The following is a 26,395-nucleotide window of genomic DNA, read 5'->3' on the forward strand; positions in this document are numbered from 1 at the left end:
TTTGCGCCATCCATCTGCGTAGTACCGGATGCCCACCGAGGAGCATCCGCCATGCACGCCGGAGATCGCCACCCCGCTCTCCGACGATCGGCTGGCCCGACCCATTGACGCCGGCGGCAGGCGCTTGGACGATCCGTGCATGAACCTGCTCGCGCACGCGCTGCTCGCAGGCGCCGACGACGACGTGCGTTTCGGCAGCCTGGTCGGCGATTTCGTGCGCGGCGCGATCGATCCCGCGCTCCGTGTCGGCGTGCGCGCGGGCATCGCCCTGCATCGCAGCGTCGACGCGTACACCGATACGCATCCCCGCGTGGTAGCGGCGCGTGCGCGCTTCGCGCCGCCGTTCCGTCGTTACGCCGGCATCCTGCTCGACGTCTGGTTCGACCACCTGCTCGCGCGCGACTGGTCGCGCTGGGCACCCGTGCCGCTCGCGACGTACTCGCGCGAGGTGCGTGCACTGCTCGAACGCCGCGCGGACGAAGTGCCGCCGCGCATGCGCCGTTTCGTCGAATACCTCGGCCGCAACGACCTGCCCGAACGCTACCGCGAGCGCGCGATGATTGCCGACGTGTTCCGCGGACTGTCGCAGCGACTGTCGCGCGACAACCCGCTCGCGCACGCGATGCCCGCGATCGAGGCGCAGGCGGACGCGCTCGAAGGCGATTTCGCGGCATTCTTTCCGGATCTGCTCGCGCATGCGGGGCGCGAGCGGGCGCGGCTCGGCGTGCCGTAGGCACGCGCGTCGCCAAGCGACCGAGGGACTCATGAGGCGGGGAGCGCCGGAAGGCGCGATGCTCTCGTGCAGGCACTACGCGTATCGCACGTACCACCGCAACGTTACGGCGCGCCGCGGCGGGACTCGCCGCTGCGCGGCTCGACCCGCCCTACATCGACCCCGACCGTCTTACTTCACTTCGCCGGCGATCCACTCGACGGTGGCCTTGACCTGCTCGTCGTTGAGCGCCGGGTTGCCGCCGCGCGCGGGCATCACGCCCGCCTTGCCGGTGAAGCCCTCGATCGCATGCTTGACGAGCGTGTCGATGCCCTGCGCGACGCGCGGCGCCCAGGCCGCCTTGTCGCTGATCTTCGGCGCGCCGCCGGCGCCCGTGTCGTGGCAGCTGTGGCAGAGGTTGCCATAGATCGTCTTGCCGTCGGTGGTGCCGCCGTAGGCGACCTGCGAGGCGGCAGCCTTGGCGGCCGCGTCCTGCGCGGCCTGCATCGCGGCGCGGCCGGTGTCGCCGGCGTAGACGCCGCCGACCGGCGCGATGCGCTCGGCCACGACCTTCGCCTTGTCCGGGTTCTCTTCCGGCGGGTGCTTGGAATAGATGTACGCGCCGAGCACGACCAGCAGGACCGCGACGAACATGAGGAACGCGATCAGCTGCGCGAAGTGCTTGAGGAAGACCATGTCGGTCTTGGGAACGGGATTGGTCACGGATCCACCTCGAAAGGACGCGATGCGCCGGGCCAGGGGCCCGTTCGGCGTGCAAAAAGTCCCGGGATTATAGCGGGCACGCCCCGGCCCGCGGAAGGCGCCGCCGGGCCGCCGCGCATCGCCGGGCCCGGAGCACGCCGGCGGTCGGCTATACTGCGCCCCCGCCGGGCGGTCCGACCGACCCGGCAACCGCGACGATGCGCCCGTAGCTCAGCTGGATAGAGTACCGCCCTCCGAAGGCGGTGGTCGGAGGTTCGAATCCTCTCGGGCGCGCCATCTCCTTCTGTATCGAGGCCCCGCCATCCGGGTTGCGCGATGCGCGCCTGCCGCCTGCCGGCCCCGATTTGACCCGCGTCAACTCGTCGCGCCGCGCCACGCGGACAATGGATGCATGCCCACGGAAGCGGGAGTCCCGCCGAGGAGCGCTGCGATGCGCGGCATGTGCCTGCGATTCCATTTCTGCGAGGACCCGGCCGAGCCTGGACGGCCGACCCACGAATGGCTGCTGCAGCACGCGCGCAGCCTCGGCATGCCCGGCGCGTCGGTGTTCCGCGCGATCGCCGGGTTCGGCCGCCACGGCGGCTTGCACGAACCGCGCTTCGGCGAACTGCCGGGCAGCCAGCCCATCCTCGTCGAGTTCCTGTTGACCGAAGACGATGCGCGGCGGCTCGTCGATTCCCTCGCCGGCGAACCGGTCGCGCTCGCCTACGCGCGCTGGCCGGTCGAGTTCGGCCTCGTCGGCGGCCGGTCCTGAGGCCGCTCGACGCGGAGGACCGCATGCGCTGGAAGAACGACCCGCATCGTTACAGCTCGCCGACGATCGCCCTGCATTGGACGATGGCGCTGCTGATCGTAGCCGCATACGCGTCGGTCGCGTCGCAGGCGCTGTTCGCGCACGACGGTCCGCAACGCGCCCGGCTGGATGCGGTACACGCGTTCGCCGGCCTGTGCGTGTTCGTGACCGTGTTCGCGCGGCTCGCCCTGCGCGCGGGGCGGCGCCCGGCGATCGTGCCGCCGCCATCGCGACTGCAGGCACGCTTCGCGCTCGCCATGCACGTGCTGCTGTATGCGTTCCTCGTCGCGATGCCGCTGCTCGGCTGGCTGCTCGCCAGTGCGCGCGGCACGCGCATCGCGTTCGGCGCCTTCGAGCTGCCGCCGCTCGTGCCGGCCGACCCGGCCCTCGCCGGAATCGCCGGGACATGGCACGCAGGCGGGGCGATGGTCGGCTATGCGCTCGTCGGCGGTCATGCTGCCGCCGCGCTCGCCCACCATTGGCTGCGCCGCGACGACACGCTGCTGCGCATGCTGCCGCGACGCCGGCGGCGTTGACGCCCGCCGCCGCGCGGCGAACCGATCGATCCGAGCCCGGGGCCGCATGAACGACGACGCGACAGCCACCTGCACAGGCGAGCCGAAGCCCGCCGCGCTCGGTCTCGCCACGATCGATGCGCAACGCAGGCTCGCGCGCGACGGCGCGAACGAGCTGCCGATGGCGCAACGGCGCGGCGTCCTCGCGCGGGTGGCCGCGGTGCTGGCCGAGCCGATGTTCCTGCTGCTCGGCACGGCCGCGGCGCTGTACGTCGTGCTCGGCGACATCGGCGAGGCGCTCGTGCTGGTCGCCTCCGTCGCCGTGGTTATCGGCATCACGCTGCAGCAGTCGAACAAGTCCGAGAAGGCGCTCGACGCGCTGCGCGACCTGTCCGCGCCGCAGGCCTCGGTGCTGCGCGACGGCGAGCGCGTGCGCATCGATGCGCGCCGCCTCGTCGTCGGCGACGTGCTCGTGCTCGACGAAGGCGATCGCGTGCCGGCCGATGCGCGCCTGCTCGCGGCGACGCAACTGGGTGTCGACGAGTCGCTGCTGACCGGCGAGGCGCTGCCTGCCGCCAAGCACGCGGACGCCGACGGCGACGACGGCGCGCCGACGCGCGCGAACCACGTCTACCGGGGCACGCTCGTCGTCCGCGGCCACGGCCTCGCCGAAGTCGTCGCGACCGGCGCACGCACGGCGGTAGGCCGCATCGGCACCTCGCTCGTGCACACGGCGACACCACGCAGTCCGCTGCAACGGGAGATCGACCGCGCGGTGATCGCGTTCGCGGCGATCGGGCTCGCGCTCTGCGCACTGGTCGCCGGCCTGTACGCGACGCTGCGCGGCGGCTGGATCGACGCGCTGCTCGCCGGCGTCACGCTTGCGATCGCCAACGTGCCGGAGGAATTCCCGGTCGTGCTCACCGTGTTCCTCGCGCTCGGTGCCTGGCGCCTCGCACGCGAGCAGGTGCTCACCCGGCGCATGCCGGCGATCGAGACGCTCGGCGCGATCACCGTGCTGTGCGTGGACAAGACCGGCACGCTCACCGAGAACCGCATGCGCGTCGCCGCGCTGCGCTGCGGCGAATCGGCCTGGGATCTCGCCTCCGGCGCGCCGATCGGCGCGGCGTTCGACGACCTGCTCGCGCGGGCCGCGCTCGCCTGCCGCGTCGACCCGACCGACCCGATGGAGCGCGCGATCGTCGAAGCGTCGCCGCCCGCCGACGCGCACGAGCGCGTGCTCGTGCGCGAGTACGCGTTGACGCCGGCCCTGTTCGCGCGCACCCAGGTATGGCGCACGCCCTCCGGGCTCATCGGTGCCTGCAGCGGCGCGCCGGAAGCGGTGGCCGAGCTGTGCCGGCTCGCGCCGGAACGACGCGCGCGGATGCTCGCCGAGGTCGCCGCGCTCGGACGCGAGGGCCTGCGCGTGATCGCGATCGGCGCGCTCGCGCATCCCGCCGGGGAGCCGTTGCCGGAGCGACAGGAGCAGCTCGTCTTCGCCCAAGCCGGCCTCGTCGCGTTCGTCGACCCACTGCGCGCCGGCGTCGCGGATGCGGTCGCGGAAGCGCGGGCGGCCGGCGTCGAGGTGATCATGCTGACCGGCGACTTCGCCGACACTGCCGAGGCGATCGCGCGGCAGGCCGGCATCGACATCGGCGACGGCGCGCTCGGTGGCGCGGCGCTCGCCGCCTGCGACGATGTGCAGCTCGCCGGCACACTCGCGCGGCGGCGCGTGTTCGCGCGCGTGACGCCGGAACACAAGCTGCGCCTCGTGCAGGCCCTGCGCGCGCGGGGCGGGATCGTCGCGATGACCGGCGATGGCGTCAACGACGCGCCCGCGCTCAAGGCCGCCGACGTCGGCATCGCGATGGGCCGGCGCGGTACCGACGTCGCGCGCGAGGCCGCCGCGCTCGTGCTGCTCGACGACGACTTCGTCTCGATCGTGCGCGGCATCCGCCGCGGCCGCGCGATCCACGACAACATCGTGCGCGCGATGCGCTACATCCTCGCCGTGCACGTACCGATCATGGGCATGGCGCTGCTGCCGCTGCTCGGTGGCGGGCCGCTCGTGCTCTGGCCGATCCACATCGTGTTCCTCGAGCTCGTGATCGATCCGGCCTGCGCGCTCGTGTTCGAGCGCGAGGCCGCGGCCGCCGACGTCATGCGGCGGCCGCCGCGCGATCCACGGCGCGCGGTGATCGGCCTGCGCCTGCTCGCCGGCAGCATCGGCGACGGCGCGCTGGCGTTCGCTGCCTGCGCATTCGTCTACGCGCTCGCACGCGCGCAGGGATGCAGCGACGCGGAGGTCGCCGCGGCGGCGTTCGTCGCCCTCGTCGCTAGCAACGTCGGCCTCATCGCGCTCAACCGCGGCCGTGGACTCTGGCGGACCCGCAACCACGCGTTCTGGTTCGTCGTCGCGGGCGCGTGCGGCGCACTCGCGCTCTCGCTCGCGCTGCCCGCGCTCGCGCGCTTCTTCCGCTTCGCAGTGCCCCCGGCGGGAATCCTAGGGCTCGCGGGCACGCTTCCGCTCGCCCTGCTCGCCTTCGTACTCGCCGTGCGCCTGCGCGTGGATCGGCTCGCAAGCGCACGTACCACGCCTCCCTAGGAGCGCACCCCTGCGCGACCGTCGCGCCCCGGTGCATTTTCGACGCTGCGGTTGCCCACGGGGTGGACTCCTGCAGTGACATCGCGCCCGTCGCGCGATCGGTATCAGTGCGCGGTGCGATAGAGGATCAGGCCGAGCGCGGCGATCCAGCAGAGCAGGATGAACAGCGCGCCGCCCCAACCCTTGACGATGCCCGCGCCGCGGCGGTGCGTCCAGTACATCGTGCCCGCGACGAGCGACGGCACCGTGACGAGGGCGGCGATGAGCAGCAGGACGCCGTTGGCGTGGTCCATGGCGCTTTCCTCTCAGTTGCGCATGAGCACGGGCAGGGTCGCCTCGCGCAGCACGGTACGGGTGGCACCGCCGAACGCCCATTCGCTGAAGCGCGAGCGACCATAGGCGCCCATCACGAGCAGCTCCGCGCCGACCTCGCCGGCCGCGGCGAGGATCGCTTCGCCGGCGCCGTCGTCGTCGACGAGGATCGGTTTCTTCGTCACGCGGATGTCGTGCCGCGCGAGGTACGCATCGACATCGAACGGCGGCAGCCAGCCCGCTTCGATGTCCGGCGCGCGTCGCCCGCCGTCGAGCAGCACGATCGTCGACGCGTGATGCAGCAGTGGCAACGCGGCGTGCAGCGCGCGCACGGCTTCGGCAGAGCCGTTCCAGGCGATCGCCATGCGGCCGAGCGGGGCGTCGCGGCAACCCGGCGGCGCGACGATGCACGGCATGCGCGAGGCGAGCACGATCGCGCCGAGGTCGGGCGGCGCGCCCCATGGCATGTCGGCGTTGCGCTCGAGCACGAGCAGGTCGTGCCAGTTGCCGATGTGCGCGAGCGTCTCCGGCGTGCGCCCTTCGGCGACCTGCCAGAACGCCTGGCGCACGCCGATCTTCATCGCCCAGGTGGTGAACGCGTCGCGCGCGGCCCAGGCGGACTGCTCCGCCTCGCGCGCGGCTTCGAACGCCGCCTGGATGACGCTGCCGGGCGCGTACGGCGGCATCATGTAGAGCGGCGAGGGGTGCACGAAGACGCCGGTGAGCGCGCCGTCGAGGCGCGCGGCGAGATCGGCGGCGTATTCGACGCCGCTGCCCCAGGCGTCATGGCGCCCGGTGTGGACCATGATGTCGTGCATATTGGTTCTCCCGGCTCAGGACACGACGAGGGCACTGTCGGCGACTGCCGGCTCGACCATGCCGCACAGGCGCTGCGCGATGGCCAAGCCCTCGGCCGTCGCCTCGGCGGCCGCATCCATCCACAGCAGCGTGAAGGCGAGCGGCGAGCCGCAGGTCGCCAGGCGCATGAATACGTCGAGGTTGCGGCGCCAGCGGTCGACCACGAAGTCGAGCACGGCCGCGTCGAAGCCTGCCCGGATGCGCAGCAGGTCCGCGCCGATCGCCGCCGCAGCGGCGCCTTCGGCCGCGGGATGTCGGGTTTGCATGGTCGCCTCCGTCATTCGTCGGACGCCACGCTAGCGCCGTGCGGCCGCCGGCGACTTGATGCCGGTCAACCACGCCGCGGTCCGCGTCCAAGGTGATCCAGATCAATGCAGCGGCGCGGCGTGCGCGCAGGATCGGCGCGTCTTCCCCGAGGAGTTCGGCCATGCAATCGCAGTCCGGAAACACGTCCTCCCCGATCCCGCACGCCGTCGGCGACGAGGCGCAGCACTGGCACGACGAGTTGCTCGACGGCACGCGCGTGCTGGTCCGCCCCTTGCGCGCGGACGACGCGGCGCTCGAGCGCGAGTTCATCGAGCATCTTTCGCCGCGCTCGCAGCGGCTGCGCTTCCTCGGGCTGATCGGTTCGCCGAGCGACGCGCTGGTGCGCCAGCTCACGCAGCTCGATTTCCGCCGCGAAGTCGCGTTCGCGGCGCTGGTCGCGCGCGAGGGCGGCAAGCACATCATCGGTGTCAGCCGCTTCAGCCTCGGCGCCGACCGCAAGTCGTGCGAATGCGCGGTCACCGTCGCCGACGAGTGGCAGCACAGGGGACTCGGCACGCTGCTCATGCGCCACCTCATCGCGGTCGCCCGCGCGCGCGGCATCCACGAGATGGTGTCGCTCGATGCGGTGGACAACGCGCCGATGCGCGAGCTCGCCGCCTACCTCGGCTTCACGCGGCGCAGCGATCCGCTCGATGCGAGCCAGGTGATCCATTCGCTGAAGCTTTGAGGCGACGTCCGCGGCCGCGGCCGCGACGGCGTGGCGCCAGCGTGTGACGAATCGCCGCAGCGGCGCGCCAGCGATCGCCGATCTTGACCTCGATCAAGTCCGCGCGCCGGTGCCCGCGGACACTGCGCGCGCAACCAGCCAGGGGCATCCCATGCAGAACGTGGAAACCTACAATGACCGGGTCGTTCGCCAGTTCACGATCGCGACGATCGTCTGGGGCATCGTCGGCATGGCGGTCGGCGTGCTCATCGCGGCGCAACTGGCCTGGCCGGCGCTGAACTTCGACATCCCGTGGCTCACCTACAGCCGCCTGCGGCCGCTGCACACGAACGCGGTGATCTTCGCGTTCGGCGGCTGCGGCCTGTTCGCGACCTCGTACTACGTCGTGCAGCGCACCTGCCAGGCGCGCCTGTTCGGCGACCGCCTCGCCGCGTTCACGTTCTGGGGCTGGCAGGCAGTCATCGTGCTCGCCGCGATCACGCTGCCGCTCGGTTACACGCAGAGCAAGGAATACGCCGAGCTGATCTGGCCGATCGACGTGCTCATCGCCGCGGTCTGGGTCGTCTACGCGATCGTCTTCTTCGGCACGATCGTCAAGCGGCGCGTGAAGCATATCTACGTCGCCAACTGGTTCTTCGGCGCGTTCATCCTCGCCGTCGCGGTGCTGCACATCGTCAACAGCCTCGCGATCCCGGTGACGTTGACCGACTCCTACCCGATCTACTCGGGCGCGGTCGACGCGATGGTGCAGTGGTGGTACGGCCACAACGCGGTCGGCTTCTTCCTCACCGCGGGCTTCCTCGGGATCATGTACTACTACATCCCCAAGCAGGCGCAGCGGCCGATCTATTCGTACCGGCTGTCCGTGGTGCACTTCTGGGCGCTGATCGCCGTCTACATGTGGGCCGGCCCGCACCACCTGCACTACACCGCGCTGCCGGACTGGGCGCAGTCGCTCGGCATGGTGTTCTCGCTGATCCTGCTCGCGCCGAGCTGGGGCGGCATGATCAACGGCATCATGACGCTGTCGGGTGCGTGGCACAAACTGCGCACCGATCCGATCCTCAAGTTCCTGATCGTCTCGCTGTCGTTCTACGGCATGTCGACCTTCGAAGGGCCGATGATGTCGATCAAGACGGTCAACTCGCTGTCGCACTACACCGACTGGACGATCGGCCACGTCCACGCCGGCGCGCTCGGCTGGGTCGCCTTCATCACGATCGGCGCGGTCTACAGCATGCTGCCGAAGCTGTTCGGCGCCGAACGCATGCACTCGACCCGTGCCATCGACCTGCACTTCTGGATCGCCACGATCGGCGTCGTGCTGTACATCGCCGCCATGTGGATCGCCGGCGTCATGCAGGGCCTGATGTGGCGCGCGACGAATCCGGACGGGACGCTGACCTACACGTTCATCGAGTCGCTGCGCCAGACCTATCCCTACTACGTGACGCGCGCGCTCGGCGGCCTGCTGTTCCTCGCCGGCATGCTGGTCATGGCCTGGAACGCGTGGAAGACCTGCCTGCCACGCCGGACATTGCCGGTCGTCGCCGTCCCGTTGCCGGTCCACGCCTGAGGTCGCCGCCATGCTGCATGCCTTCATCGAAAAGAACGTTGGCCTGATGGCCGCACTCATCCTCGTCGTGATCCTCAGCGGCGGCCTCGCCGAGATCGTGCCGCTGATGTTCCAGGCGCAGGCGGTCGAGCCGGCGCCGGGGATCAAGCCGTATTCGCCGCTGCGCCTCGCCGGCCGCGACGTCTACGTGCGCGAGGGTTGCTACGGCTGCCATTCGCAGATGATCCGCACGCTCGCTTCCGAGACGCTGCGCTACGGGCCGTACTCGGCGGCGGGCGAATCGGTGTACGACCGCCCGTTCCAGTGGGGCTCCAAGCGCACCGGGCCGGACCTCGCGCGCGTCGGCGGCCGCTATTCGGACGACTGGCACCGCGTGCATCTCAAGAACCCGCGCAACGTCGTGCCGGAATCGAACATGCCGGGTTATCCATGGTTGTCGCAGGCGCTCGTCGATCCGGACCTCGTCGAAAAGAAGATGCACGCTCTCGCGAAGCTCGGCACGCCGTACAGCGCCGAGGACTTCGCCGGCGCGCGCGCGGCTGTCACCGGCCAGACCGAAATGGATGCGCTCGTCGCCTACCTGCAGGGCCTGGGCACGAACACGCAGCCGGCCGCAGCGGAGGCCGCGAAATGACCTCGGGCATCCTCATCGCGGTCATGCTCGTGCTGTTCCCCGTGCTCGCCGCCTGGGCCTGGAGCGCGCGCCGCCGCGACGCGTTCGAGGAAGCCGCCGCGCTCGCGCTCGAGCGTCCGACCGACAACCCGCACGCGGAGGATTGCCCATGAGCGCGTTCTGGAGCTGGTTCATCATCCTGCTGGTCGTCGTCAACATCGTCGGCCTCGTCGCCCTGCTGTTCGCGACCGCGCGCCGCCGCGGCGGCGACGGCGCCGGCAGCGCGACCACCGGCCATGTCTGGGACGGCGACCTCGAGGAACTCAACAATCCACTGCCGCGCTGGTGGTTCGGCCTGTTCGTGCTGACCGTCGTCTTCGCGATCGGCTACCTCGTGCTGTATCCGGGCATGGGCAACTTCGCCGGCCGCCTCGGATGGACGTCCGGCGCCGCCGCCGCCGATGAACTGCGCGAGGCCAATGCGAAACTCGAAACGCTCTACGCGGGTTTTCGCGGCCGATCGCTCGACGCGCTCGCGCAGGATCCGAAGGCGGTGAAGATCGGCCGCAACGTGTTCGCCAATACCTGCGCCGCCTGCCACGGCTCGGATGCGCGCGGCGCAGTGGGCTATCCGAACCTCGTCGACGACGACGCGCTTTACGGCAGCGACGGCGAGACGATGCTCGCGAGCGTGATGCGCGGGCGCCACGGCGTGATGCCGCCGCTCGCCGCGACGCTGCCCGACGGCGGCGTCGACGAGGTCGCCCATTACGTGATGAGCCTCTCCGGCCGGCCGCACGACGCACGCCTCGCCGCGCTCGGCCAGCCTCGCTTCGAGACGATCTGCGCCGCGTGCCACGGCAAGGACGGCAAGGGTAACCACGCGCTCGGCGCACCGAACCTCACCGACGACATCTGGCTGCACGGTGGTGGCGACGTCGCCGCCGTGCGCGCCGCGATCACCGACGGCCGCAGCGGCACGATGCCGGCGTGGGCGTCCGTGCTCGGCGAAGACCGCGCGCGCCTCGCCGTCGCGTGGCTGCTGTCGCAGAACCCGCAACGGGCGGGGGCGCCCTCCGCCGCACCGGCGGCCGGTGCGCAATGACGATGCGCGACCATCGCGTCCATTGGTTCGGCGCGATCCTGTGGCCGTCGTTCTTCGCCGCGGGCGTCGCGACGATGGTGTTCTTCGCCGTCGTCGATCCGCTCGATCTCGCGACGATCACCTGGCCGCGCATCGCGTTCTCGCGCGAACTCGGCTACTCGATCGGCTTCTTCATGTTCTGGCTCTGCACCGCGTCGGCGAGCCTGTTCACCGCGCTGCTGCTGCGCCCGCCCGCGCGGAACGGCAGGCAGCCGTGAACGGGCAGTCCCGCAAGATCGACGTGCGCGTCGTCGACGGCGGCGCGCTCTATGCGAGGCAGCCGAAGGTCTATCCGCGCGAGATCGATGGCCGCTTCCAGCGCCTGCGCATCGCCGCGGTGTTCTGGCTGCTCGGCATGTTCTACGCGTTCCCGTGGATCAGCGTCGGCGGGCAGCAGCTCGTGCTGTTCGACCTGCCGGCGCGCCGCTTCCACGTGTTCGGCCTCACCTTCTGGCCGCAGGACTTCTACCTGCTCACCCTGCTGCTCATCATCGCCGCGCTGAGCCTGTTCTTCTTCACCGCGCTCGCGGGCCGGCTCTGGTGCGGTTACGCCTGCCCGCAGACGGTATGGACCGAAGTGTTCCTGTGGATCGAGCGGCGCATCGAGGGCGACCGCAACGCGCGCATGCGCCTGGACAAGGCGCCGTGGAACCGCAACAAACTCGCGCGCAAGACCGCCAAGCACGTCGCCTGGGTCGTGTTCGCGTTGTGGACCGGCTTCACCTTCGTCGGCTTCTTCACGCCGATCCGCGTACTCGGCGCCGAAGTCCTGCAGTGGCGGCTCGGCGGCTGGGAAGCGTTCTGGGTCCTGTTCTACTCGTTCGCGACCTGGGGTAACGCAGGCATGCTGCGCGAGCAGGTGTGCAAGTACATGTGCCCGTATGCGCGCTTCCAGAGCGCGATGTTCGACCGCGACACGCTCGTGATCAGCTACGACGTCGCACGCGGCGAACCGCGCGGCCACCGTTCGCGCGCGCAGCTGCGCAGCGTCGATGCGGGCGTGGCGACGCGCACGCTCGGCGACTGCATCGACTGCCGCGCCTGCGTGCAGGTCTGCCCGACCGGCATCGACATCCGCGAAGGCCTGCAGATCGACTGCATCGCCTGCGCCGCGTGCATCGACGCCTGCGACGACGTGATGGACAAGATCGGCCTCGCGCGTGGCCTCATCCGCTACACCACCGAGAACGAACTGGGCGGCAAGGCACGGCGCATCCTGCGCCCGCGCGTGTTCGCCTACGCCGGCGCGCTGTGCGTGCTCGTCGCCGCGTTCGCGTGGGGCGTGGCCGCGCGCGCACCGCTGATCGCCGAAGTGCTGCACGACCGCAATGCGCTGTTCCGCAGCGTCGGCGACGGCGCGATCGAGAACAGCTACGCGGTCAAGCTCGCCAACAAGTCCGATCGCGCGGTCGCGCTGTCGCTGCACGCCGACACGCCGCTGCCACTACGCACGATCGGCAGCGCGAGCGTGTCGCTCGACCCCGGCGAGGTCTTTTCGCTGCCGCTGACCCTGCGCGCCGAACCCGGCGCGGTGCGCGGACGCAATCCCGTCACGATCGTCGTCAGCGCCGACGACGGCCGCGAGCTCGCCCGCGCGAAGGCGCAGTTCTTCGCCCCGGAGTCCCCGTGAACACGCCCGCCGAATCCGTTCCCCCCGCATCGACGCGCTGGTATCGCGTCGTCGAGGTCTGGCTCATCGTCGTCCTGCTCGGCGCAACCGTGCTCGGCTCGCTCTCGCTCGTCGCGACCGCGATGCGCCATCCCGACGCGCACATCGTCGTGCCCGACGACGCGCCGCGGCCGGGCCACCAGCCGCCGGCGCGGCCGGGCGCCGCGGCGTCGCGGCACTGAGGCGATGGCCGGCGCGTGCTTCCATTGCGGCGAGCCGGTCGGCGACGGCACGCCGCTGCTCGCGACCGTCGGCGGGCAGGCGCATGCGGTCTGCTGCATCGGCTGCCGCGCCGCAGTCGAGTGGATCGACGGCCTCGGCCTCGCCGACTACTACCGGTTGCGCGAAGGCGCTGGCACGCGCGCCGCGCCCGCGGACGACTTCGCCGAATGGGATCGGCCGCGCCTCGCGCGACGGCACGTGCGCGAGCTCGATGCAGGACGCTGCGAGGCGACCGTGCTTGTCGAAGGCATGCATTGCAGCGCCTGCGCGTGGCTGATCGAACGCGCGCTCTCGCGCTGCGAGGGCGTGCACGAGGCGACCGTGTCGCCGCTGGTGCAGCGCGTGCGCGTCGCGTTCGATCCGCGTCGCACGCGGCTGTCCGTGCTGCTTGCCGCGCTCGCGCGGCTCGGTTATCGACCGCATCCGCTCGAGGGCGATCGCGTCGACGCGTTGCGCACGAGCGAGCGGCGCGCGGCGATGAAGCGCCTCATCGTCGCCGGCTTCGGCGCGATGCAGGCGATGATGTACGCGGTCGCCCTGTACGCGGGCGCGTTCGACGGCATCGCGCCGGCGGTGGCGGCGTTCCTGCGCTGGATGGGCATGCTCGTCGCGACGCCGGTCGTGCTGTACGCCGCGCGGCCGTTCTTCGCCGGTGCGCTGCGCGAATGGCGCGCGCGACGGCTGTCGATGGACACGCCGGTCGCACTCGCGATCGGCGCGATCTACACCGGCAGCGTGGTCGCCACCGTGCTCGGCGAGGGCGAGGTCTATTTCGACTCGGTCAGCATGTTCGTGTTCCTGCTGCTGCTCGGCCGCTACGTCGAGCTGCGCGCGCGCCAGCGCGCGGGCGAGGTGGCCGATGCGCTGGTGCGCCTGCAGCCGGCGACCGCGCAACGCCTGGTCGACGGGACCTGCGAGACGGTCGGCGTTCACGAACTCGAACCCGGCGAGGTCGTTCGCGTCGGCGCCGGCGCGACCATTCCCGTCGACGGCGTGCTGCACGGCGCGCGCTGCCGCGTCGACGAGTCGCTGCTGACCGGCGAATCCGCCGCCTGCCTGCGCGAGGCCGGCGACGAGGTCGTCGCCGGCAGCGTCGCCCTCGACGGTCCGATCGAGGTCGAGGTACGGCGGGTCGGGCCGGCGACCGTGCTGTCGACGCTCGCGCGCATGGTCGAGCGCGCCGCCGCGGCGCGCCCGCGCGTCGCCCGCCTCGCCGATGCGGCGGCGGCGCGCTTCGTCCTGCGCGTGCTCGCGGCGACGGGCGTGGTCGCGCTCGCCTGGATGATCTTCGATCCGTCGCGCGCGTTCGCGAGCGCGGTCGCGGTGCTCGTGATCAGCTGTCCATGCGCGTTCGCGCTGGCCGCCCCGGCGGCGCTGACGCGTGCGGTCGGCGTGCTCGCGCGGCGCGGCGTCATGGTCGTCGACGCCGACGCGCTCGAAGCACTCGCCCGCGTCGAGCGCTTCGTGTTCGACAAGACGGGCACGCTGACCGAGCCGGCGATCGACCTCGCGCGCATGCGCATCGCCCGCGGTTCGCGCGCCTCCGCCCTCGCCGCTGCCGCGGCGCTCGAGCAGGGAAGCACGCATCCGTTCGCGCGTGCGCTGCGCGACGCCGCGCGTGGCCTCGCGCTGCCGGCGATCACGGCTGTGCGCGAGACCGGCGGCGGCGTGGCCGGTCATCTCGGCGGCCGCACGCTGCGACTCGGCCGCGCGGAGTTCGCGCTCGCCGCGGGCGACGACGGCGATGCCCTCGTGCTCGCCGACGACGACGGCGAGATCGCGCGCTTCCCGGTCGTCGAGCGCGTACGCGACGGCGCGCGCGCCGCGATCGACGCACTGCACGCGGCCGGTATCGCCTGCGAGATCGTCAGCGGCGATCATGCGCACCGCGTCCGTCGCGTCGCGACGACGCTCGGCATCGCCGGGTGGCGCGCGGGCGCCACGCCCGCGGACAAGCTCGCGCACATCGCCGCGCTGCGTGATCGCGGCGTGGCGGTGGCCGCGGTCGGCGACGGCGTCAACGACGGGCCCGTGCTCGGTGGCGCCGACGTCGCGATCGCCCTCGGCGACGGCGCCGCGATCGCCCAGGCGGCGAGCGGCATCGTCCTCAGCGGCCCCGACCTCGGCCATCTGGTCGAGGCACGCGAGGTCGCGCGATGCATGCTCGCCGTCGTCCGTCGCAACCTGCGCTGGACGCTCGTCTACAATCTCCTCGCGATCCCGCTCGCCGCGCTCGGCTTCGTGCCACCCTGGCTCGCGGCGATCGGCATGTCGGCCAGTTCGCTCATCGTCGTCGTGAACACGTTCGCGATCGGCCACCACCGCGCCGCGCGGCGCCCGTCCGCGGTTGCGCCTGCGCCACCGCTGCCCCGGACGCAACCCGCATGAACATCATTCTCGCCCTCATCCCTGTCAGCCTGGTGCTGCTCGGCCTCGCCGTCGCGGCGTTCTTCTGGGCCGTCGACGCTGCGCAGTACGACGACCTCGACACGCCCGCACTCGCCCCGCTCGTCGACGACGAGGCGGCCACGCGCGATGCCGGGCCAGCCCCGCGCTGAGGGTGAGCAGCCGCCGCGCACGGCGGCCTCATCGGGACGCCACGCCGATGCTACGATGCCCCGCCCACGCGCCTTCGACCGACGCCCGCGATGTCCGCCGCCGACGCCACGCCCACCCTGCTCGTCGTCGACGACGACGTCGCGATCGTCGAGCTCGTGCAGCGCTATTTCGGCCTGCACGGCTTCCGCGTCGTCGCGGCGGCCAATGGCGCCTCGATGCGCAGCGCGCTGGCGTCCGCGCCGATCGACATCGTGTTGCTCGACCTCGGCCTGCCGGGCGAGGACGGGCTCGAGTTGACGCGCTACCTGCGTGCCAGCTGGAGCGGACCCGTCGTCATCGTGAGCGGCCGCGGCGACACCGTCGATCGCATCGTCGGTCTCGAGCTCGGCGCCGACGACTACGTGACCAAGCCGTTCGACCTGCGCGAACTGCTCGCGCGCGTGCGCAGCGTGCTGCGCCGCAGCCGGGAACGCGGCGCCACGCGTCCCGCCAGCGCGGTCGCGCGCTTCGCCGGCTATGCGTTCGATGCCGCGTCGCGCACGCTCGTGCGCGAACACGACGGCCAGGCCGTGGCATTGACCACCGGCGAGTTCGACCTGCTCGCCGCGTTCGTCGCGCGGCCGAACCAGGTGCTGTCGCGCGACGACCTCATCGGCGCGCTGCATGGCCGCGAGGCCGGCCCGTACGATCGCTCGATCGACATGCAGGTCGGCCGCCTTCGCCGCAAGATCGAAGCCGACCCGGCCGACCCGCAGCTGATCAAGTCCGTGCGCGGCGCGGGCTACCTGTTCGCGGCCAGGATCGAACGTACATGAACGACGTCGCCACGCCGGACCTGTTCCGCACGCTGTTCGAGACCGCGCCCGACGCGACGATCGTGGTCGACCGCAGCGGCTGCATCGTGCTCGCCAATGCACAGGCCGAAGCGCTGTTCGGCCGCGCGCCGGGCGGCCTCGTCGGCGAGCCGGTGGAAGTGCTGCTGCCGGCCGCGTTGCGCGGTGGCCATGTCGCGCATCGCGAACGTTACATGGCGAACCCGCGCCTGCGGCCGATGGGCGCCGGCTTCGAACTCGTCGGCCAGCGCCTCGACGGCAGCGAGTTTCCGGTCGAGATCAGCCTGAGCCCGGTGCAGGGCGGCGCGCATCCGCTGTATGCCGCCTCGATCCGCGACATTTCCGAGACGCGGCGCGTGCGCCAGGCGCTTGCGCGCGCGCGGTACGACGCGGCCGTCGCCGAAGCCGGCCGCATCGCGCTCGAATCGCGCGCGGTCGAGTCGCTGTTGCCGTCGATCCCGGGCATGGTCGCCGGCGCGCTCGGCATCGACGGCGTCGCGGTACTGCTGTCGTCGCCGCAGCGCGCCGGCGTGCAGGTGCAGGCCGCGCTCGGCGTGCCGCCGGCCCTGCTCGACGACCTGCCCGACCTGCTCGCACGCGACGACGACGGCGATGCCTTGCGCACCGCTGCTGCCGCGGCCGGCCTGCACCGCTCGGCTTGCCTGCCCCTGCGCGGCCGCTATGGCGCCGATGGCGCCCTGCTCGCGTTGTCTGCCGATGCATCGGCGTTCGACCGCGACCAGCTGCACTTCCTGCAGTCGATCGCCAACCTCCTGAGCGCGGCGCTGCAGCGACGCCACAGCGAGGAGCAGCTCGCGCATGCGCAGCGCCTCGAGGCGATCGGCCAGCTCACCGGCGGCGTCGCGCACGACTTCAACAACCTGCTCACGGTGATCTCGGGCAACCTGCAACTGCTGCAGGATGGCTTCGAAGGCGCCGAGCGCGAGCAGATCGTGCAGGGCGCGATGCGCGCGGTCGCGAATGGCGCCGCGCTCACGCGCAAGCTGCTCGCGTTCGCGCGGCGCCAGCGCCTGACGCCGCGCACGATCGCGTTGCCCGAATGGCTCGCCGACCTGCACGCGCTGCTGCGGCGCACGCTGGGCGAGAGCATCAGCGTGTCGATCCGATGCCCGGCCGCGATACCCGCCGTCTACGCCGACCCGGGCGAACTCGACGCCGCGCTGGTCAACCTCGCGCTCAATGCACGCGACGCGATGCCGCGCGGCGGCAACCTCGAGATCGAAGTCGACGAGCTGCGCATCGATGCAGACGCCGAAGTCGCCGATCTCGCCGCCGGCCATTACGTCGTCATCAGCGTCGCCGACACCGGCACGGGCATGCCGGCCGACGTGCTTGCCCGCGCGCTCGAGCCGTTCTTCACGACCAAGGACGCGGGCCGCGGCAGCGGCCTCGGCCTCAGCATGGTGTATGGCTTCGCGCGCCAGTCGGGCGGCTCGATGACGATCGCGAGCGAGCTCGGCTACGGCACGCGCGTCACGCTCTACCTGCCGGTGGCGACCGACGGCGCCGGCACGGCGCCGGCACCTGCCCCGTCCGCGACCCGCGGCGGCAAGGTCGTACTGGTGGTGGAGGACGAACCGGAGGTGCGCGGCATCGCCGTCGCCTTCATGCGCGCGCTCGGCCACCTGGCCCGCGTCGCCGCGAACGGCGAAGAAGCGCTGGCCCTGCTGCGCGAGGACGCCTCGATCGAGCTGCTGTTCACCGACGTCGTACTCGGCAGCGGCATCAACGGCATCGAACTCGCGCGCGAAGCGCGCCTGCTCCGCCCGGGCCTGCCGGTCCTGCTCACCTCCGGCTACGAACGCACCGGCGAAGACATCGACGACCCGAGCCTGCCACTGCTGCGCAAACCCTACCGCCGCGAAGCACTCGCCGAAGCCATCGACCGCCTGTTCGCCCGCGCCGCGCGGCCGTGAGGCGTTGGTCCTGCTTGTGTCGCTGCCCGCCTAGTGCACCGCCGCCTGGTCGGATGCGGCGCGGGCGAGGGCGTCGGCGTCGAGGATGGTCACGTCGCGGCGGCGCACGTCGATGAAGCCACGGTCGGCGAGGTGCGACAGCACGCGGCTGACGGTCTCGTGCTTGAGCGCGAGGTAGTTGGCCATGTCGATACGGCACATGCGCAGCACGAAGCGGTTCGGGTCGAGGCCGATGCGCGCGTGGCGGTCGGCGAGGTCGAGCAGGAATGCGGCGACGCGGCTTTCCGCGCCGAGCGTGCCGAGCGTGAGCATCCACTGGCGGTCGCGGCGGATCTCGGCGGCGAGCGATTCGGTCAGGCGCGCCTGCAGCGCGGGCACGCGCAGGCAGGCGGTGAGCATCGGCGGGTACGGCAATTCCCACACCTCCGAGTCCTCGAGCGCGACGACGTCGCAGGCGTAACGCGCGAGGCCGATCGATTCGACACCGAGCAGGTCGCCGCGCATGCGGAAGCCGGTCACCTGCTCGCGGCCGTCGTCGGCGAGTTCACTCGTCTTGAGGCAGCCGAAGTTGACAAGGAACAGCGCGTGGAACGGCTGGCCGGCGCGGTAGACGTGCTGTCCGGCCGCGACCTTGCGGCGCCCGACCCGGACGTGTTCGCGCAGCTCTTCGATGCCGATGTCGTCGCGCGCTTCGAATGCCGGGCGCGGTGCCTGCGCCAGCGGGCCTCGGTTGGTCGCTTCGTTCGCGTACATCGTGCAGCTCCGTCGTCTTCGATGGCGCAAAGTCTAGGAACCGGGCCGCCCGCGACGACGACGCCACGGACACGCTCGGTAACAGCGTGTAACACGCGCGACTTGATCTGCCGCAAGTCGCGCGCGCGCCGCATGCCGATACTCCCGTCGACGCGACGGGTTCCGTCGCCAGGACCGGCATGCAACGCACGACGACATTCATCGACCCCGCCGCGGTGGAGGCATGGGATGCGTGGTTTCGCCGCCGCGACGGCGCACAACTGCGCGACATGACCGTCGACTGCACGTGGCGGCGCGTCGCCGACGCGCTCGGCGCCGCGCGCGCGTCGCTGCGACAGCCGTTGTTCGCGGCGCTGTCGTCGTGGCGCATCCTGCTCGACGAACGCATCGTCGCGAGCGCCGGCACCGAATCGGCGCCGTGGCCGGCCGACCCGGGTGCGGTCGTCAACGCCGCGCGCTTCGTCGAGGATCCCGGCCAGCCCGGTGCACGCTTCGACCGCATGCGTTTCGCCGACTGCGCCGGGCTTGCCCTGCGCGCGCTCGATGCGGTACCGGCGCCGGCCGGGCCGGGCCCTGCGCCACGCCCGACGCTCGGCGTGACCGGCGTCGCCGATACCCTCGCCCTGCTCGGCCTGCGCTACGACAGCGCGCCCGCGCGCGCTTTCGTGCGCAATCTCGGTCGCTGGCTCGCCGAAGGCTGCTGGCGCGCGAACGTGCTGCTCGCCCGCGACGAAGGCGCGCGTGTCGCCCTGACCGGTGCACTGCGCCGGCGCGCCGGCGCGCGCGGCATCGCCGCCGAGCTCGTGGCCGACGCGGAACGGCATGGCTTGCGGCACGCGGGCCCGCTCGCGCTCGTCGCGCATCCGCGGCTCGCCCTGCTCGCCAACGGCATCGCGGATGGCCTCGATCCGATCGCCGCCGCGGCGCGCGTCGTGCGCTTCCCACCCGACGGGCGGGTCGTCCGCTCCGACGGTTACGCGCGCGTGCTGCTGCGTGCCGCGGGCACGGCGCTGCCGGCGAGCGAGACATTCGAAGGGGTCTCAATCGCTGCGCAACTCGAGCTGCGCGGCGTCCTGCAGCCGTGGCTCGACACGAAGATCGATTGCGCCGTGCGCGTGGCGCGCCTGCCGACGCCGGACGAGCGCGATCGCGCGCACGTGCAGGCGGTGCTGCTGGGCCTGGCCGAACCGCGCTTCGTCCTCGCGACGGCAGCCGACGGCGTGGCGGTCGCCTGAGGCGCGCCCGCGCCGCCGTGCTCAGCCGATATCGGAGAGATCCGGACTGACGCCGAGCCGCCGGTGCATCGCCGGGCTCGTCGTCGTGTACTGCAGCGGCACCTTCTGGCCGGGGCTCAAGTATTCCTTGGCCGCGAACGCGGCGAGCGCCGCCTCGTGGAAGCCGCTGAGGATGAGCTTCTTCTTGCCGGGGTAAGTGTTGATGTCGCCGACCGCATACACGCCGGGCACGCCCGTGCCGAACGTCGCGGTGTCGACGACGACCTGGTTCTTCTCGAGGTCGAGCCCCCAGGCGGCGATCGGCCCGAGCGCGGGATGCAGGCCCCAGAACACGAGCAGGTGGTCGGCGCCGACGCGCTGCACGACGCCACTGCGCGTGCGCACGCGTACGGCGCGCAGCGCGTCGCGATCGCCTTCGACACCGGCATCGAGGCCGACGATGTCGCCCTCGAGGAACTGCATGCGCGCCTCGTCGCACAGCGCGTGCATGCGCGCGACGCTCGCGGGCGCGGCGCGGAACTTCGCACTGCGGTGGACGAGCACGACCGACGCGCCGAGCCCGGCGAGTTCCATCGCCCAGTCGAGTGCCGCGTCGCCGCCGCCGGCGACGACGAGTTCGCGCCCGGCGAACGCGCGCACGTCGGCGACCTTGTAGTGCACCGCGACGCCTTCGAGCCGGCGCGCCTCGTCGAGGTCGAGCGTGCGTGGCATGAACGCGCCGAGGCCGGCGGCGAGGACGACGACGCCGGCATCGAACACGCGTCCGTGGTGCGTGGTCACGCGCCAGCGGCCATCGGGTCGGCGTTCGAGACCGCTCGCGACATGGCCGAAGTGGAACCCGGGCGCGAACGGAGCCGCCTGCTCCAGCAACCGCTCGACGAGTTCGCGCGCGCCGCAGCGCGGCAGCGCGGGAATGTCGTAGATCGGCTTGTCCGGGTAGAGCTCGGCGCACTGACCGCCGGCCTGCGGCATCGCGTCGATGACGTGGGCACCGAGGCCGAGCAGGCCGAGCTCGAACACCTGGAACAGGCCGACCGGACCGGCGCCGATGATCACCGCGTCGGTGACGATCGGCCGCGCGTCATGGCCGCCGTCCATCTCAGAAGCGGTAGCCGAGCGCGACGCCGTACACGAGCGGGTCGATCGCGACCGAGCCGACCTTCGCACCGTTGACCTTGGCGTCGGTGTCGATGTCGATCCAGCGCGCGTCGACGGTGAGCGACCAGCGCGGCGCGAGCGCGAAGTCGAGTCCCGCGTGTGCCGCGAGACCCCACGAGTCGCCGAGATCGAGCTTCGCGCCGGCGAGCGGCCCGGTTTCGTCGACCGAGAAGAAGCGCGTGTAGTTGACGCCGATGCCGACGAACGGGCTCACCTTCGCGTCCGGCATGAAGTGCCACTGCAGCGACACCGTCGGCGGCAGCTGCTTGACCGTCGCCGCCTTGGCGCCGTTGAGCTTCACGTCGTGCTCGAACGGCAGCGCCGCGAGCACCTCGATGCCGAGATTCCCCGTAACCGAGTATTCGAGCGACACGCTCGGGCTCCACGAAGAATCCACATCCGCCGCGAGCGTGCCACCCGCGAGGTGGCCATTGCTGGATTTCGGATCGACCGCATGGAGGCCGAACTTGACCTGCCAGTCGCCTTGCTCGGCGTGCGCGGCCGTGGCGCCGACGGCCAACATGATCGCGAGGGGCAGCTTGCGCAACATCGTGATGCTCCGTTCGAGTGGGAAGGTTCGTGAACGGAATCTTCGGAGCGCGCGGTGTGGCGCACTTGATGCACGTCAACTCGGCCCGGGGGTGCGACGTCGCGCCGCATGCGCGCCTGGGCGCGATGGGCACGGGCGACGTCGATGGTTCGTCGCGGATGTGATCGGCCAGACGAGAACCCCGAGCGACCTCGATCATTGTCGCGGTTTCGCGCCAGCGGCCTCGCCGGTAACTTCAGCCGTGCGGCATCCCGGCGGTACGGACCATGTCATTTCCCAAGTCGATGCTCCTGAGTCGGGAGCAACAGACTCGCGACCGTCTCGCCAGATCGAGCGAGCCGAGCGTCGCCCCGCTTGCGCCGATGCGACGCCAACCGGCGGGCCGCATGCCGCAATCCTCGACCGTGCGCGTAGCGGCGGCCATGGGTGGGCTGGCCCGCTCGCTATCGAAAAGGTTACCCAACGCGCTGTTATGTAAGCAATTTACTCCAGCGAATATCGCGTCATACTCGCAACCGTACTCACAAACCGCACCAGCCAATGAGCCACCATCCGCCGGTCACAAGGGGTTGCAACGATGACGACGCCAGCCGGCATGCATAGGTTCGCGATGAACTATGCCGACGCAGCCTTCCAGGTCGCGCAGCAACCCAGACTCCTCGGCCCCGCCTACTTTCTGGCGGCCCATTCGATCGAGCTGTCCTTGAAAGCTTTCCTGCTAGCCGCGTGGCAAACCCTATGGCGAGGTTCGTCGAATCGGTCACGACCTAGTCGCGCTCATGAAGGAAGCGAAGCGTCGAAGGATTGGGCTGGAGGTCGAGATTGATCGTCGAATCTGCTCTGAGCTAGGCCCGTTGAGTGAGCGCTACGGACGCGAGTTTCGTTTCGAGTACTACGAGCCTGGTGTCTTCCAAGTGCCAGAGCTCGAGCGACTCGTCGACTTCTCGATGCACTTGGCGACAGGCCTTCGCGACTATTGCCGACGCTTCACGACGCCGCGGCCGTAGGGCTACCCTGACACGCGTTCCAAGTGACATGCCAAGGCGACCCCGTTCGACTGCGTGAGGCGCGACAAATCCATGCCCGACCAGCTGGCATAGCCTTCGCAAACTTGCTTGACCACACTCTCCTCTTCCGCGTCCAGGCTGACCTCGGGCGCATCGGGAACTGCTGTGATCGGCGAGCTTCGGAAGCCCTTGATCGCATGGTATATAGCGCAGGGAACACAGGGCCATAGCGCCAAGCTTGGACTTCTTCGCGCAAGAGGGGACGGCCCAGGAGCCCGAGGGTCCAGGCGTGGCACAGGTACACCAGCTTGAGGAGTTGCATCGGCGTGATCGACGCCGACTCGGCGTCGCGAAAGATGCGACGCGCCTCCCGAAGCCCCCTTGATCAGGCGCAAACCAACCCTAACTGCACCTACGGCTCCCGATCATTCGATCGGGGGGAATGCCGAAGCGAGGTGCCATGTTCACCAAACTTTTGAATTCCCCTACCCCGGTCCGGTGCGTTGCCGCGCGCCGGGAGTCAGCCTGAAAGGGATGCCAGAGGTCAAACGAGAGAAGGTGACAGTCAGGTTCTAGCCTCGCTGTCGCGCCGAGACCACGGCAATGGCTCGGAGATCCACTCCCCGCACGGTTTACCAGTGTTCGGAGTGGGACACATCTCGTGCTCGGAGGGCTGACATCGTCGCGCAATCCGAACCTGCCCGGATGGGTAGACAATCGGCGAGCCGACGACCCAGGGAGACCGAGCCCGACCTCACCTATCCGCCAGCGTGGCGAGCAACCCCTTCCTTCGGCACCCATCGAATCCGCCCCTCCGCCCGCCGGGCACCACCAGTGCACTCACAGCGAGCGGCGGCGGCGTTCGCCGCCGCAGGCGCAGCGCGTACCCGTCGCGCGGAGCATTGGACGGCAGTAGCGGGGCTCACAATCTAGCGATTCTGTGCTTGCAGGCCGGCGTGAGTTACCCGTCCAATTCGCGCGGAAACTCGCCTGGCTTTGGGGCCTCCGATGACCATCGACTCAAGCGTTCTGCTCATGGTCGTGCTGATGCTGCCGCTTCTCTTCACTGCGATGACGGCCGCCACTTTCTGGCGCCGCGTATCCCGGCCGATCGTATTCACGATCTTCTGCTTCGCCGCCTTCTATGCCCTGCAGGGCATCGGCTATTCGATCGCCTTCCACTACACCGGCAAGCTCGATGTTGTGACGAATGCCATGGCGCAGGCTCGCGCGAGCAACCTGTCGTATGCGATCGGTGACGTCGCTTCTCTGATCATCGGAGTAGGCCTGGCCTATCTCCTTGCGCGCTCAATGCCGCGCCAAGCCAACGCGTAAATCAGGTCAACGAAGGAGATTCGCATGTACAAATGGATAGCGGCACTCGTGATTCCGTTCGCGCTGCTGGGGAACGCCCACGCGACCGCGCCCCGCAAAACTTGCGTACTGCAACAACTGCACAACGCAGGCGCAGTTCAACAGTCAGGCGATGACGTCGTCGCCGAATGTTGTGGGATCATATGAGTACTACGTCTTCAACAAGAATACCGGGAAGGTCTATGACGTCCTGGTCGATGTCGAAGGCGACGTCCTCTCTGGTGGCCAGCACGTGCGCTCGATCGCCGGATCAGTGCTGACCGATGCGGTCACCCAAAGTGCTTTCGTGTATTGGCAAGCCAAGTTCGAGGATCTCTCCTTCTACTTGGAAGCGCCAGATCATGACGGCTACGGAATCACGAGCTTAAACTTGGATCGGGGCCGGCCCTAAGGCGGCCTTCGTTTTCGGCAATGGCGACGTCGCGACTTTCGAGCTGAATCTGCTGACGCTGGGTTCGACGGGATGCAAGTATCAGAAGGGAAGCGCGCGTAACGCGCTCGGGGAGTTCATTCCAGACCAACACGCTGGAGGCAACAACCACAGCAATGGCTCGGACTACGTTCAGGCCGGAAATCATATGTACTGGCTCGCGATCACCCATACGCTTTGGGTGAGTTGCTCGTACATGAGCGACTCGCAGGGGCACCGGACGTTTATCGGTTGCATTTACGACACTCCTCCCTGAAGAAGGATGTGTCGCTCGGCGCCCCTGTCGGGCGCCGAGCGGCACGCGCGACGCTCACTCGCGAAGCGCAGCCAACTCACTGAGGCAGGTTTCGAATCCCTCGTCACTCTGCGCTGCGATGTACGATCGGCGCGCGCTCCACAGCACGTTCGGATCGTCGAGCCATCGAGCCGCCGCGCGGCCGAGCGCGAAGTTGGCGGCGCGCGTGATCGCCTCGTGACGCGCGCGCCGCTCACCGTCCCGGGTCAGGCCGATGCGATAACGATCGAACTCGCGCACGAAGTCGCCCCCAGACATGCCGACTGCCTGCTCGGGCGAACTTGGCGTCAGCTTCGACGCACTTTGCAGGCGGAGGCCAACGGCGAGCAGGAGCATGCGCGTGCGCTCGGCCAGCTCCCGGCGCTCTTCCGCCGACCACTTGCGATCGCTGCCGGAGTTCGCTCGCGATCTCGTGGCACCGCGTGCCGAGTTCCTGCAGCGTGTCGTCCGCGAACGGGTTTCGGTCGCCATAGGTGTTTGCCGGCATGGTGCTATGCCGCGAGGCGGTGCTCGTAGTACGGACGCTCGCGGTTGTCGAGGATGGCGTACATCGCGGCGAGGTCGTTCGGACCCGCACGCAGCCAGGCGTCGACGTTCTCGGGCTTGATCGGGATCACGCAGCGGTCGTGACCCGCCGCGGCAACCTCTGGTGGCGGCTCGTCGGTGATCGCAGCGAACGAGAGCAGCGACTCCCCCTCAGCCCTCCATTCCGACCACACGCACGCGAGCAGCATGTCCTGCGTCGGCTGCGGCCGGAACTCGAGCACGACGTTCTCTTCCTTCTCGCCGGCAGCGAGCTCGCGGTGCTCCATCGTGTGCCGGCTCACGTTCTCGAAGAACGCGTTCGCGACCATGATCCCGTGCGTGTACCCGAACAGCTTCCGCCAGAAGGTGCCCTCGAGGTTGTCGCGGCGGGCGTTGTAGGTGCCGGGGAACTTCGTGTCGTAGAACGCCGGCGCTCCGACCGGGCGGCACTGGTAGCGCATGGGCCGCAAGACGCGGCGGCCGTCCTGCCAGACCATCACGGGCGCGTACCATCCGGGGAAGATGCGCGAGTCCTCGTCGGTGAGTTCCGGCCGGCGGAGCGCGTCGAGCTTCCCGAGGATCCACTCCGACTTCGACGTCGCGATGCGCTGGTCCTCCTGCGCCTTCTTCGTCGTCTTCGTTTGCAGGATGCGCTCGGCGTCGGCGAGGCGCTTGCGCTGCGCGAAGAGGTCCTGCGTGAGCTTCGACTCCTGCGCCGCGTTGAACTCGCCGACCAGCTCGCGGATGCGCTGGTGCTCCTCGCCAGCGCCGTCCGCGAACGACGCATCCATCGCCTTGGCGATCTTGATCTTCGGGTTCTGCGCGCGCAGCCAGTACAGCTCGACGAACTCGGTGATCGAGATGTCGGCGCCCCACGCGCGCACGTAGCGCTGATAGCTTTGCCAGATCTGGGCGGAATAGCACATGCTGCCGGCGTCCGAGTCGAGGAGCAGCCAGCATAGCGCCCTGAGCCCTCCCGGCAGCTGAAGGCCGTGCGCCACGG

General features: G+C 70.4%; 29 protein-coding genes and 1 tRNA gene. 20 read left to right on the top strand and 10 right to left on the bottom strand.

Features of this window, described 5'->3' with window-relative positions; all coding sequences use genetic code 11:
- Positions 1 to 139 precede the first annotated feature (139 nt).
- Positions 140 to 733: an acyl carrier protein phosphodiesterase gene (locus EV148_RS03515; RefSeq protein ID WP_131993489.1), complete on the top strand. Its 594-nt coding sequence runs from the start codon at positions 140 to 142 to the stop codon at positions 731 to 733.
- A 171-nt stretch (positions 734 to 904) separates the two neighbouring features.
- On the opposite strand, the gene EV148_RS03520 is transcribed toward EV148_RS03515, so the two are convergent.
- A complete protein-coding gene (locus tag EV148_RS03520) occupies positions 905 to 1,408 on the bottom strand; it encodes a c-type cytochrome (RefSeq protein WP_131993991.1) in 504 nt (167 codons plus the stop codon).
- A 226-nt stretch (positions 1,409 to 1,634) separates the two neighbouring features.
- Between EV148_RS03520 and EV148_RS03525 the strand changes: the two genes are divergently transcribed.
- The 4 genes from EV148_RS03525 (at position 1,635) to EV148_RS03540 (ending at position 5,348) form a co-directional block, all read left to right on the top strand.
- Positions 1,635 to 1,711, top strand: a tRNA-Arg gene (locus EV148_RS03525).
- A gap of 163 nt (positions 1,712 to 1,874) precedes the next feature.
- On the top strand, positions 1,875 to 2,189 hold the full coding sequence (locus EV148_RS03530) for a DUF190 domain-containing protein (protein ID WP_158287301.1): 315 nt from the start codon (positions 1,875 to 1,877) through the stop codon (positions 2,187 to 2,189).
- Between the two features lie 23 nt (positions 2,190 to 2,212).
- Complete coding sequence (locus EV148_RS03535) at positions 2,213 to 2,764, top strand: cytochrome b (protein WP_131993495.1); 552 nt, start codon at positions 2,213 to 2,215, stop codon at positions 2,762 to 2,764.
- Positions 2,765 to 2,810: 46 nt separating this feature from the next.
- A complete protein-coding gene (locus tag EV148_RS03540) occupies positions 2,811 to 5,348 on the top strand; it encodes a cation-translocating P-type ATPase (protein ID WP_131993498.1) in 2,538 nt (845 codons plus the stop codon).
- Positions 5,349 to 5,452: 104 nt separating this feature from the next.
- Here the strand turns inward: EV148_RS03540 and EV148_RS03545 are convergent, their stop codons facing one another.
- Genes EV148_RS03545 through EV148_RS03555 form a run of 3 tightly spaced genes read right to left on the bottom strand, consistent with a single transcriptional unit; the run spans position 5,453 to position 6,784 of the window.
- Entirely contained in the window at positions 5,453 to 5,641 is a 189-nt protein-coding gene (locus tag EV148_RS03545; protein ID WP_131993501.1) for a hypothetical protein, read from the bottom strand.
- 12 nt (positions 5,642 to 5,653) lie between these two features.
- Positions 5,654 to 6,478: a universal stress protein gene (locus EV148_RS03550; protein WP_131993504.1), complete on the bottom strand. Its 825-nt coding sequence runs from the start codon at positions 6,476 to 6,478 to the stop codon at positions 5,654 to 5,656.
- Positions 6,479 to 6,493: 15 nt separating this feature from the next.
- On the bottom strand, positions 6,494 to 6,784 hold the full coding sequence (locus EV148_RS03555) for a hypothetical protein (protein WP_131993507.1): 291 nt from the start codon (positions 6,782 to 6,784) through the stop codon (positions 6,494 to 6,496).
- A gap of 161 nt (positions 6,785 to 6,945) precedes the next feature.
- On the opposite strand from EV148_RS03555, the gene EV148_RS03560 reads away from it, so the two are divergent.
- The 12 genes from EV148_RS03560 (at position 6,946) to EV148_RS03615 (ending at position 18,065) form a co-directional block, all read left to right on the top strand.
- Positions 6,946 to 7,512 carry a GNAT family N-acetyltransferase gene (locus tag EV148_RS03560; protein WP_131993510.1) on the top strand — a complete coding sequence of 189 codons (567 nt, stop codon included), beginning with the start codon at positions 6,946 to 6,948 and terminating at the stop codon, positions 7,510 to 7,512.
- Positions 7,513 to 7,663: 151 nt separating this feature from the next.
- Complete coding sequence (ccoN, locus tag EV148_RS03565) at positions 7,664 to 9,088, top strand: cytochrome-c oxidase, cbb3-type subunit I (RefSeq protein WP_131993513.1); 1,425 nt, start codon at positions 7,664 to 7,666, stop codon at positions 9,086 to 9,088.
- Between the two features lie 10 nt (positions 9,089 to 9,098).
- On the top strand, positions 9,099 to 9,722 hold the full coding sequence (gene ccoO, locus EV148_RS03570) for a cytochrome-c oxidase, cbb3-type subunit II (protein ID WP_131993516.1): 624 nt from the start codon (positions 9,099 to 9,101) through the stop codon (positions 9,720 to 9,722).
- The gene (locus tag EV148_RS03575; protein ID WP_131993519.1) at positions 9,719 to 9,874 is read left to right on the top strand and encodes a cbb3-type cytochrome c oxidase subunit 3; all 156 of its coding nucleotides are present in this window, start codon (positions 9,719 to 9,721) and stop codon (positions 9,872 to 9,874) included. The genes ccoO and EV148_RS03575 overlap by 4 nt, the downstream gene beginning before the upstream one ends.
- Complete coding sequence (gene ccoP / locus EV148_RS03580) at positions 9,871 to 10,806, top strand: cytochrome-c oxidase, cbb3-type subunit III (RefSeq protein WP_131993523.1); 936 nt, start codon at positions 9,871 to 9,873, stop codon at positions 10,804 to 10,806. Before EV148_RS03575 ends, ccoP begins: the two co-directional genes overlap by 4 nt.
- Before the next feature lie 2 nt (positions 10,807 to 10,808).
- Positions 10,809 to 11,063, top strand: a complete 255-nt coding sequence (locus EV148_RS03585) for a hypothetical protein (RefSeq protein ID WP_241987959.1) — start codon at positions 10,809 to 10,811, stop codon at positions 11,061 to 11,063.
- Positions 11,060 to 12,475, top strand: coding sequence for a cytochrome c oxidase accessory protein CcoG (ccoG, locus tag EV148_RS03590; protein ID WP_199222706.1), 1,416 nt, complete (start codon positions 11,060 to 11,062; stop codon positions 12,473 to 12,475). The genes EV148_RS03585 and ccoG overlap by 4 nt, the downstream gene beginning before the upstream one ends.
- Complete coding sequence (locus EV148_RS03595; protein WP_131993529.1) at positions 12,472 to 12,696, top strand: hypothetical protein; 225 nt, start codon at positions 12,472 to 12,474, stop codon at positions 12,694 to 12,696. The genes ccoG and EV148_RS03595 overlap by 4 nt, the downstream gene beginning before the upstream one ends.
- Positions 12,697 to 12,700: 4 nt before the next feature.
- Positions 12,701 to 15,124 (top strand): heavy metal translocating P-type ATPase, encoded by a 2,424-nt coding sequence (locus EV148_RS03600; RefSeq protein WP_131993531.1) that lies wholly within the window; start codon positions 12,701 to 12,703, stop codon positions 15,122 to 15,124.
- Entirely contained in the window at positions 15,121 to 15,294 is a 174-nt protein-coding gene (ccoS, locus tag EV148_RS03605) for a cbb3-type cytochrome oxidase assembly protein CcoS (protein WP_131993534.1), read from the top strand. The genes EV148_RS03600 and ccoS overlap by 4 nt, the downstream gene beginning before the upstream one ends.
- Positions 15,295 to 15,384: 90 nt before the next feature.
- The gene (locus EV148_RS03610; protein WP_131993537.1) at positions 15,385 to 16,110 is read left to right on the top strand and encodes a response regulator; all 726 of its coding nucleotides are present in this window, start codon (positions 15,385 to 15,387) and stop codon (positions 16,108 to 16,110) included.
- On the top strand, positions 16,107 to 18,065 hold the full coding sequence (locus EV148_RS03615) for a PAS domain S-box protein (RefSeq protein WP_131993540.1): 1,959 nt from the start codon (positions 16,107 to 16,109) through the stop codon (positions 18,063 to 18,065). Before EV148_RS03610 ends, EV148_RS03615 begins: the two co-directional genes overlap by 4 nt.
- A 30-nt stretch (positions 18,066 to 18,095) precedes the next feature.
- Here the strand turns inward: EV148_RS03615 and EV148_RS03620 are convergent, their stop codons facing one another.
- Positions 18,096 to 18,818 carry a Crp/Fnr family transcriptional regulator gene (locus EV148_RS03620; RefSeq protein WP_131993543.1) on the bottom strand — a complete coding sequence of 241 codons (723 nt, stop codon included), beginning with the start codon at positions 18,816 to 18,818 and terminating at the stop codon, positions 18,096 to 18,098.
- Positions 18,819 to 18,997: 179 nt separating this feature from the next.
- Here EV148_RS03620 and EV148_RS03625 point away from each other — a divergent pair, with 179 nt between their 5' ends.
- Positions 18,998 to 20,053, top strand: a complete 1,056-nt coding sequence (locus EV148_RS03625; RefSeq protein ID WP_131993546.1) for a hypothetical protein — start codon at positions 18,998 to 19,000, stop codon at positions 20,051 to 20,053.
- Between the two features lie 21 nt (positions 20,054 to 20,074).
- Here the strand turns inward: EV148_RS03625 and EV148_RS03630 are convergent, their stop codons facing one another.
- The 3 genes from EV148_RS03630 to EV148_RS19130 form a co-directional block, all read right to left on the bottom strand.
- Positions 20,075 to 21,151, bottom strand: a complete 1,077-nt coding sequence (locus tag EV148_RS03630; RefSeq protein ID WP_131993549.1) for an NAD(P)/FAD-dependent oxidoreductase — start codon at positions 21,149 to 21,151, stop codon at positions 20,075 to 20,077.
- A gap of 1 nt (position 21,152) precedes the next feature.
- A complete protein-coding gene (locus EV148_RS03635; protein ID WP_131993552.1) occupies positions 21,153 to 21,761 on the bottom strand; it encodes an OmpW/AlkL family protein in 609 nt (202 codons plus the stop codon).
- 987 nt (positions 21,762 to 22,748) lie between these two features.
- Positions 22,749 to 23,090, bottom strand: a complete 342-nt coding sequence (locus EV148_RS19130) for a type II toxin-antitoxin system antitoxin SocA domain-containing protein (RefSeq protein WP_131993555.1) — start codon at positions 23,088 to 23,090, stop codon at positions 22,749 to 22,751.
- A gap of 686 nt (positions 23,091 to 23,776) precedes the next feature.
- On the opposite strand from EV148_RS19130, the gene EV148_RS03650 reads away from it, so the two are divergent.
- Positions 23,777 to 24,103: a hypothetical protein gene (locus EV148_RS03650; RefSeq protein ID WP_131993561.1), complete on the top strand. Its 327-nt coding sequence runs from the start codon at positions 23,777 to 23,779 to the stop codon at positions 24,101 to 24,103.
- Positions 24,104 to 24,254: 151 nt separating this feature from the next.
- On the top strand, positions 24,255 to 24,533 hold the full coding sequence (locus EV148_RS03655) for a hypothetical protein (RefSeq protein WP_131993564.1): 279 nt from the start codon (positions 24,255 to 24,257) through the stop codon (positions 24,531 to 24,533).
- 349 nt (positions 24,534 to 24,882) lie between these two features.
- Here the strand turns inward: EV148_RS03655 and EV148_RS03660 are convergent, their stop codons facing one another.
- Positions 24,883 to 25,203 (bottom strand): hypothetical protein, encoded by a 321-nt coding sequence (locus EV148_RS03660; RefSeq protein ID WP_131993567.1) that lies wholly within the window; start codon positions 25,201 to 25,203, stop codon positions 24,883 to 24,885.
- Between the two features lie 155 nt (positions 25,204 to 25,358).
- Positions 25,359 to 26,318 carry an SOS response-associated peptidase family protein gene (locus EV148_RS03665; protein WP_131993570.1) on the bottom strand — a complete coding sequence of 320 codons (960 nt, stop codon included), beginning with the start codon at positions 26,316 to 26,318 and terminating at the stop codon, positions 25,359 to 25,361.
- Between the last annotated feature and the right edge of the window lie 77 nt (positions 26,319 to 26,395).

The organism is Dokdonella fugitiva, assembly GCF_004342425.1.
Taxonomy (GTDB): domain Bacteria; phylum Pseudomonadota; class Gammaproteobacteria; order Xanthomonadales; family Rhodanobacteraceae; genus Dokdonella_A; species Dokdonella_A fugitiva.

Coding starts and splice junctions, on each gene's coding strand:
- EV148_RS03625 (WP_131993546.1), top strand. CDS start 18,998: ATGCAACGCACGACGACATTCATCGACCCCGCCGCGGTGGAGGCATGG.
- ccoO (WP_131993516.1), top strand. CDS start 9,099: ATGCTGCATGCCTTCATCGAAAAGAACGTTGGCCTGATGGCCGCACTC.
- EV148_RS03560 (WP_131993510.1), top strand. CDS start 6,946: ATGCAATCGCAGTCCGGAAACACGTCCTCCCCGATCCCGCACGCCGTC.
- EV148_RS03515 (WP_131993489.1), top strand. CDS start 140: ATGAACCTGCTCGCGCACGCGCTGCTCGCAGGCGCCGACGACGACGTG.
- EV148_RS03660 (WP_131993567.1), bottom strand. CDS start 25,203: ATGCTCCTGCTCGCCGTTGGCCTCCGCCTGCAAAGTGCGTCGAAGCTG.
- EV148_RS03665 (WP_131993570.1), bottom strand. CDS start 26,318: ATGTGCTATTCCGCCCAGATCTGGCAAAGCTATCAGCGCTACGTGCGC.
- EV148_RS03555 (WP_131993507.1), bottom strand. CDS start 6,784: ATGCAAACCCGACATCCCGCGGCCGAAGGCGCCGCTGCGGCGGCGATC.
- EV148_RS03635 (WP_131993552.1), bottom strand. CDS start 21,761: ATGTTGCGCAAGCTGCCCCTCGCGATCATGTTGGCCGTCGGCGCCACG.
- EV148_RS03630 (WP_131993549.1), bottom strand. CDS start 21,151: ATGGACGGCGGCCATGACGCGCGGCCGATCGTCACCGACGCGGTGATC.
- EV148_RS03600 (WP_131993531.1), top strand. CDS start 12,701: ATGGCCGGCGCGTGCTTCCATTGCGGCGAGCCGGTCGGCGACGGCACG.
- EV148_RS03540 (WP_131993498.1), top strand. CDS start 2,811: ATGAACGACGACGCGACAGCCACCTGCACAGGCGAGCCGAAGCCCGCC.
- EV148_RS03535 (WP_131993495.1), top strand. CDS start 2,213: ATGCGCTGGAAGAACGACCCGCATCGTTACAGCTCGCCGACGATCGCC.
- EV148_RS03650 (WP_131993561.1), top strand. CDS start 23,777: ATGACCATCGACTCAAGCGTTCTGCTCATGGTCGTGCTGATGCTGCCG.
- EV148_RS03530 (WP_158287301.1), top strand. CDS start 1,875: ATGTGCCTGCGATTCCATTTCTGCGAGGACCCGGCCGAGCCTGGACGG.
- ccoP (WP_131993523.1), top strand. CDS start 9,871: ATGAGCGCGTTCTGGAGCTGGTTCATCATCCTGCTGGTCGTCGTCAAC.
- EV148_RS03585 (WP_241987959.1), top strand. CDS start 10,809: ATGCGCGACCATCGCGTCCATTGGTTCGGCGCGATCCTGTGGCCGTCG.
- EV148_RS03615 (WP_131993540.1), top strand. CDS start 16,107: ATGAACGACGTCGCCACGCCGGACCTGTTCCGCACGCTGTTCGAGACC.
- EV148_RS03620 (WP_131993543.1), bottom strand. CDS start 18,818: ATGTACGCGAACGAAGCGACCAACCGAGGCCCGCTGGCGCAGGCACCG.
- EV148_RS03520 (WP_131993991.1), bottom strand. CDS start 1,408: ATGGTCTTCCTCAAGCACTTCGCGCAGCTGATCGCGTTCCTCATGTTC.
- EV148_RS03550 (WP_131993504.1), bottom strand. CDS start 6,478: ATGCACGACATCATGGTCCACACCGGGCGCCATGACGCCTGGGGCAGC.
- EV148_RS03545 (WP_131993501.1), bottom strand. CDS start 5,641: ATGGACCACGCCAACGGCGTCCTGCTGCTCATCGCCGCCCTCGTCACG.
- EV148_RS03655 (WP_131993564.1), top strand. CDS start 24,255: ATGACGTCGTCGCCGAATGTTGTGGGATCATATGAGTACTACGTCTTC.
- EV148_RS19130 (WP_131993555.1), bottom strand. CDS start 23,090: ATGCAACTCCTCAAGCTGGTGTACCTGTGCCACGCCTGGACCCTCGGG.
- EV148_RS03610 (WP_131993537.1), top strand. CDS start 15,385: ATGTCCGCCGCCGACGCCACGCCCACCCTGCTCGTCGTCGACGACGAC.
- ccoN (WP_131993513.1), top strand. CDS start 7,664: ATGCAGAACGTGGAAACCTACAATGACCGGGTCGTTCGCCAGTTCACG.
- ccoS (WP_131993534.1), top strand. CDS start 15,121: ATGAACATCATTCTCGCCCTCATCCCTGTCAGCCTGGTGCTGCTCGGC.
- EV148_RS03575 (WP_131993519.1), top strand. CDS start 9,719: ATGACCTCGGGCATCCTCATCGCGGTCATGCTCGTGCTGTTCCCCGTG.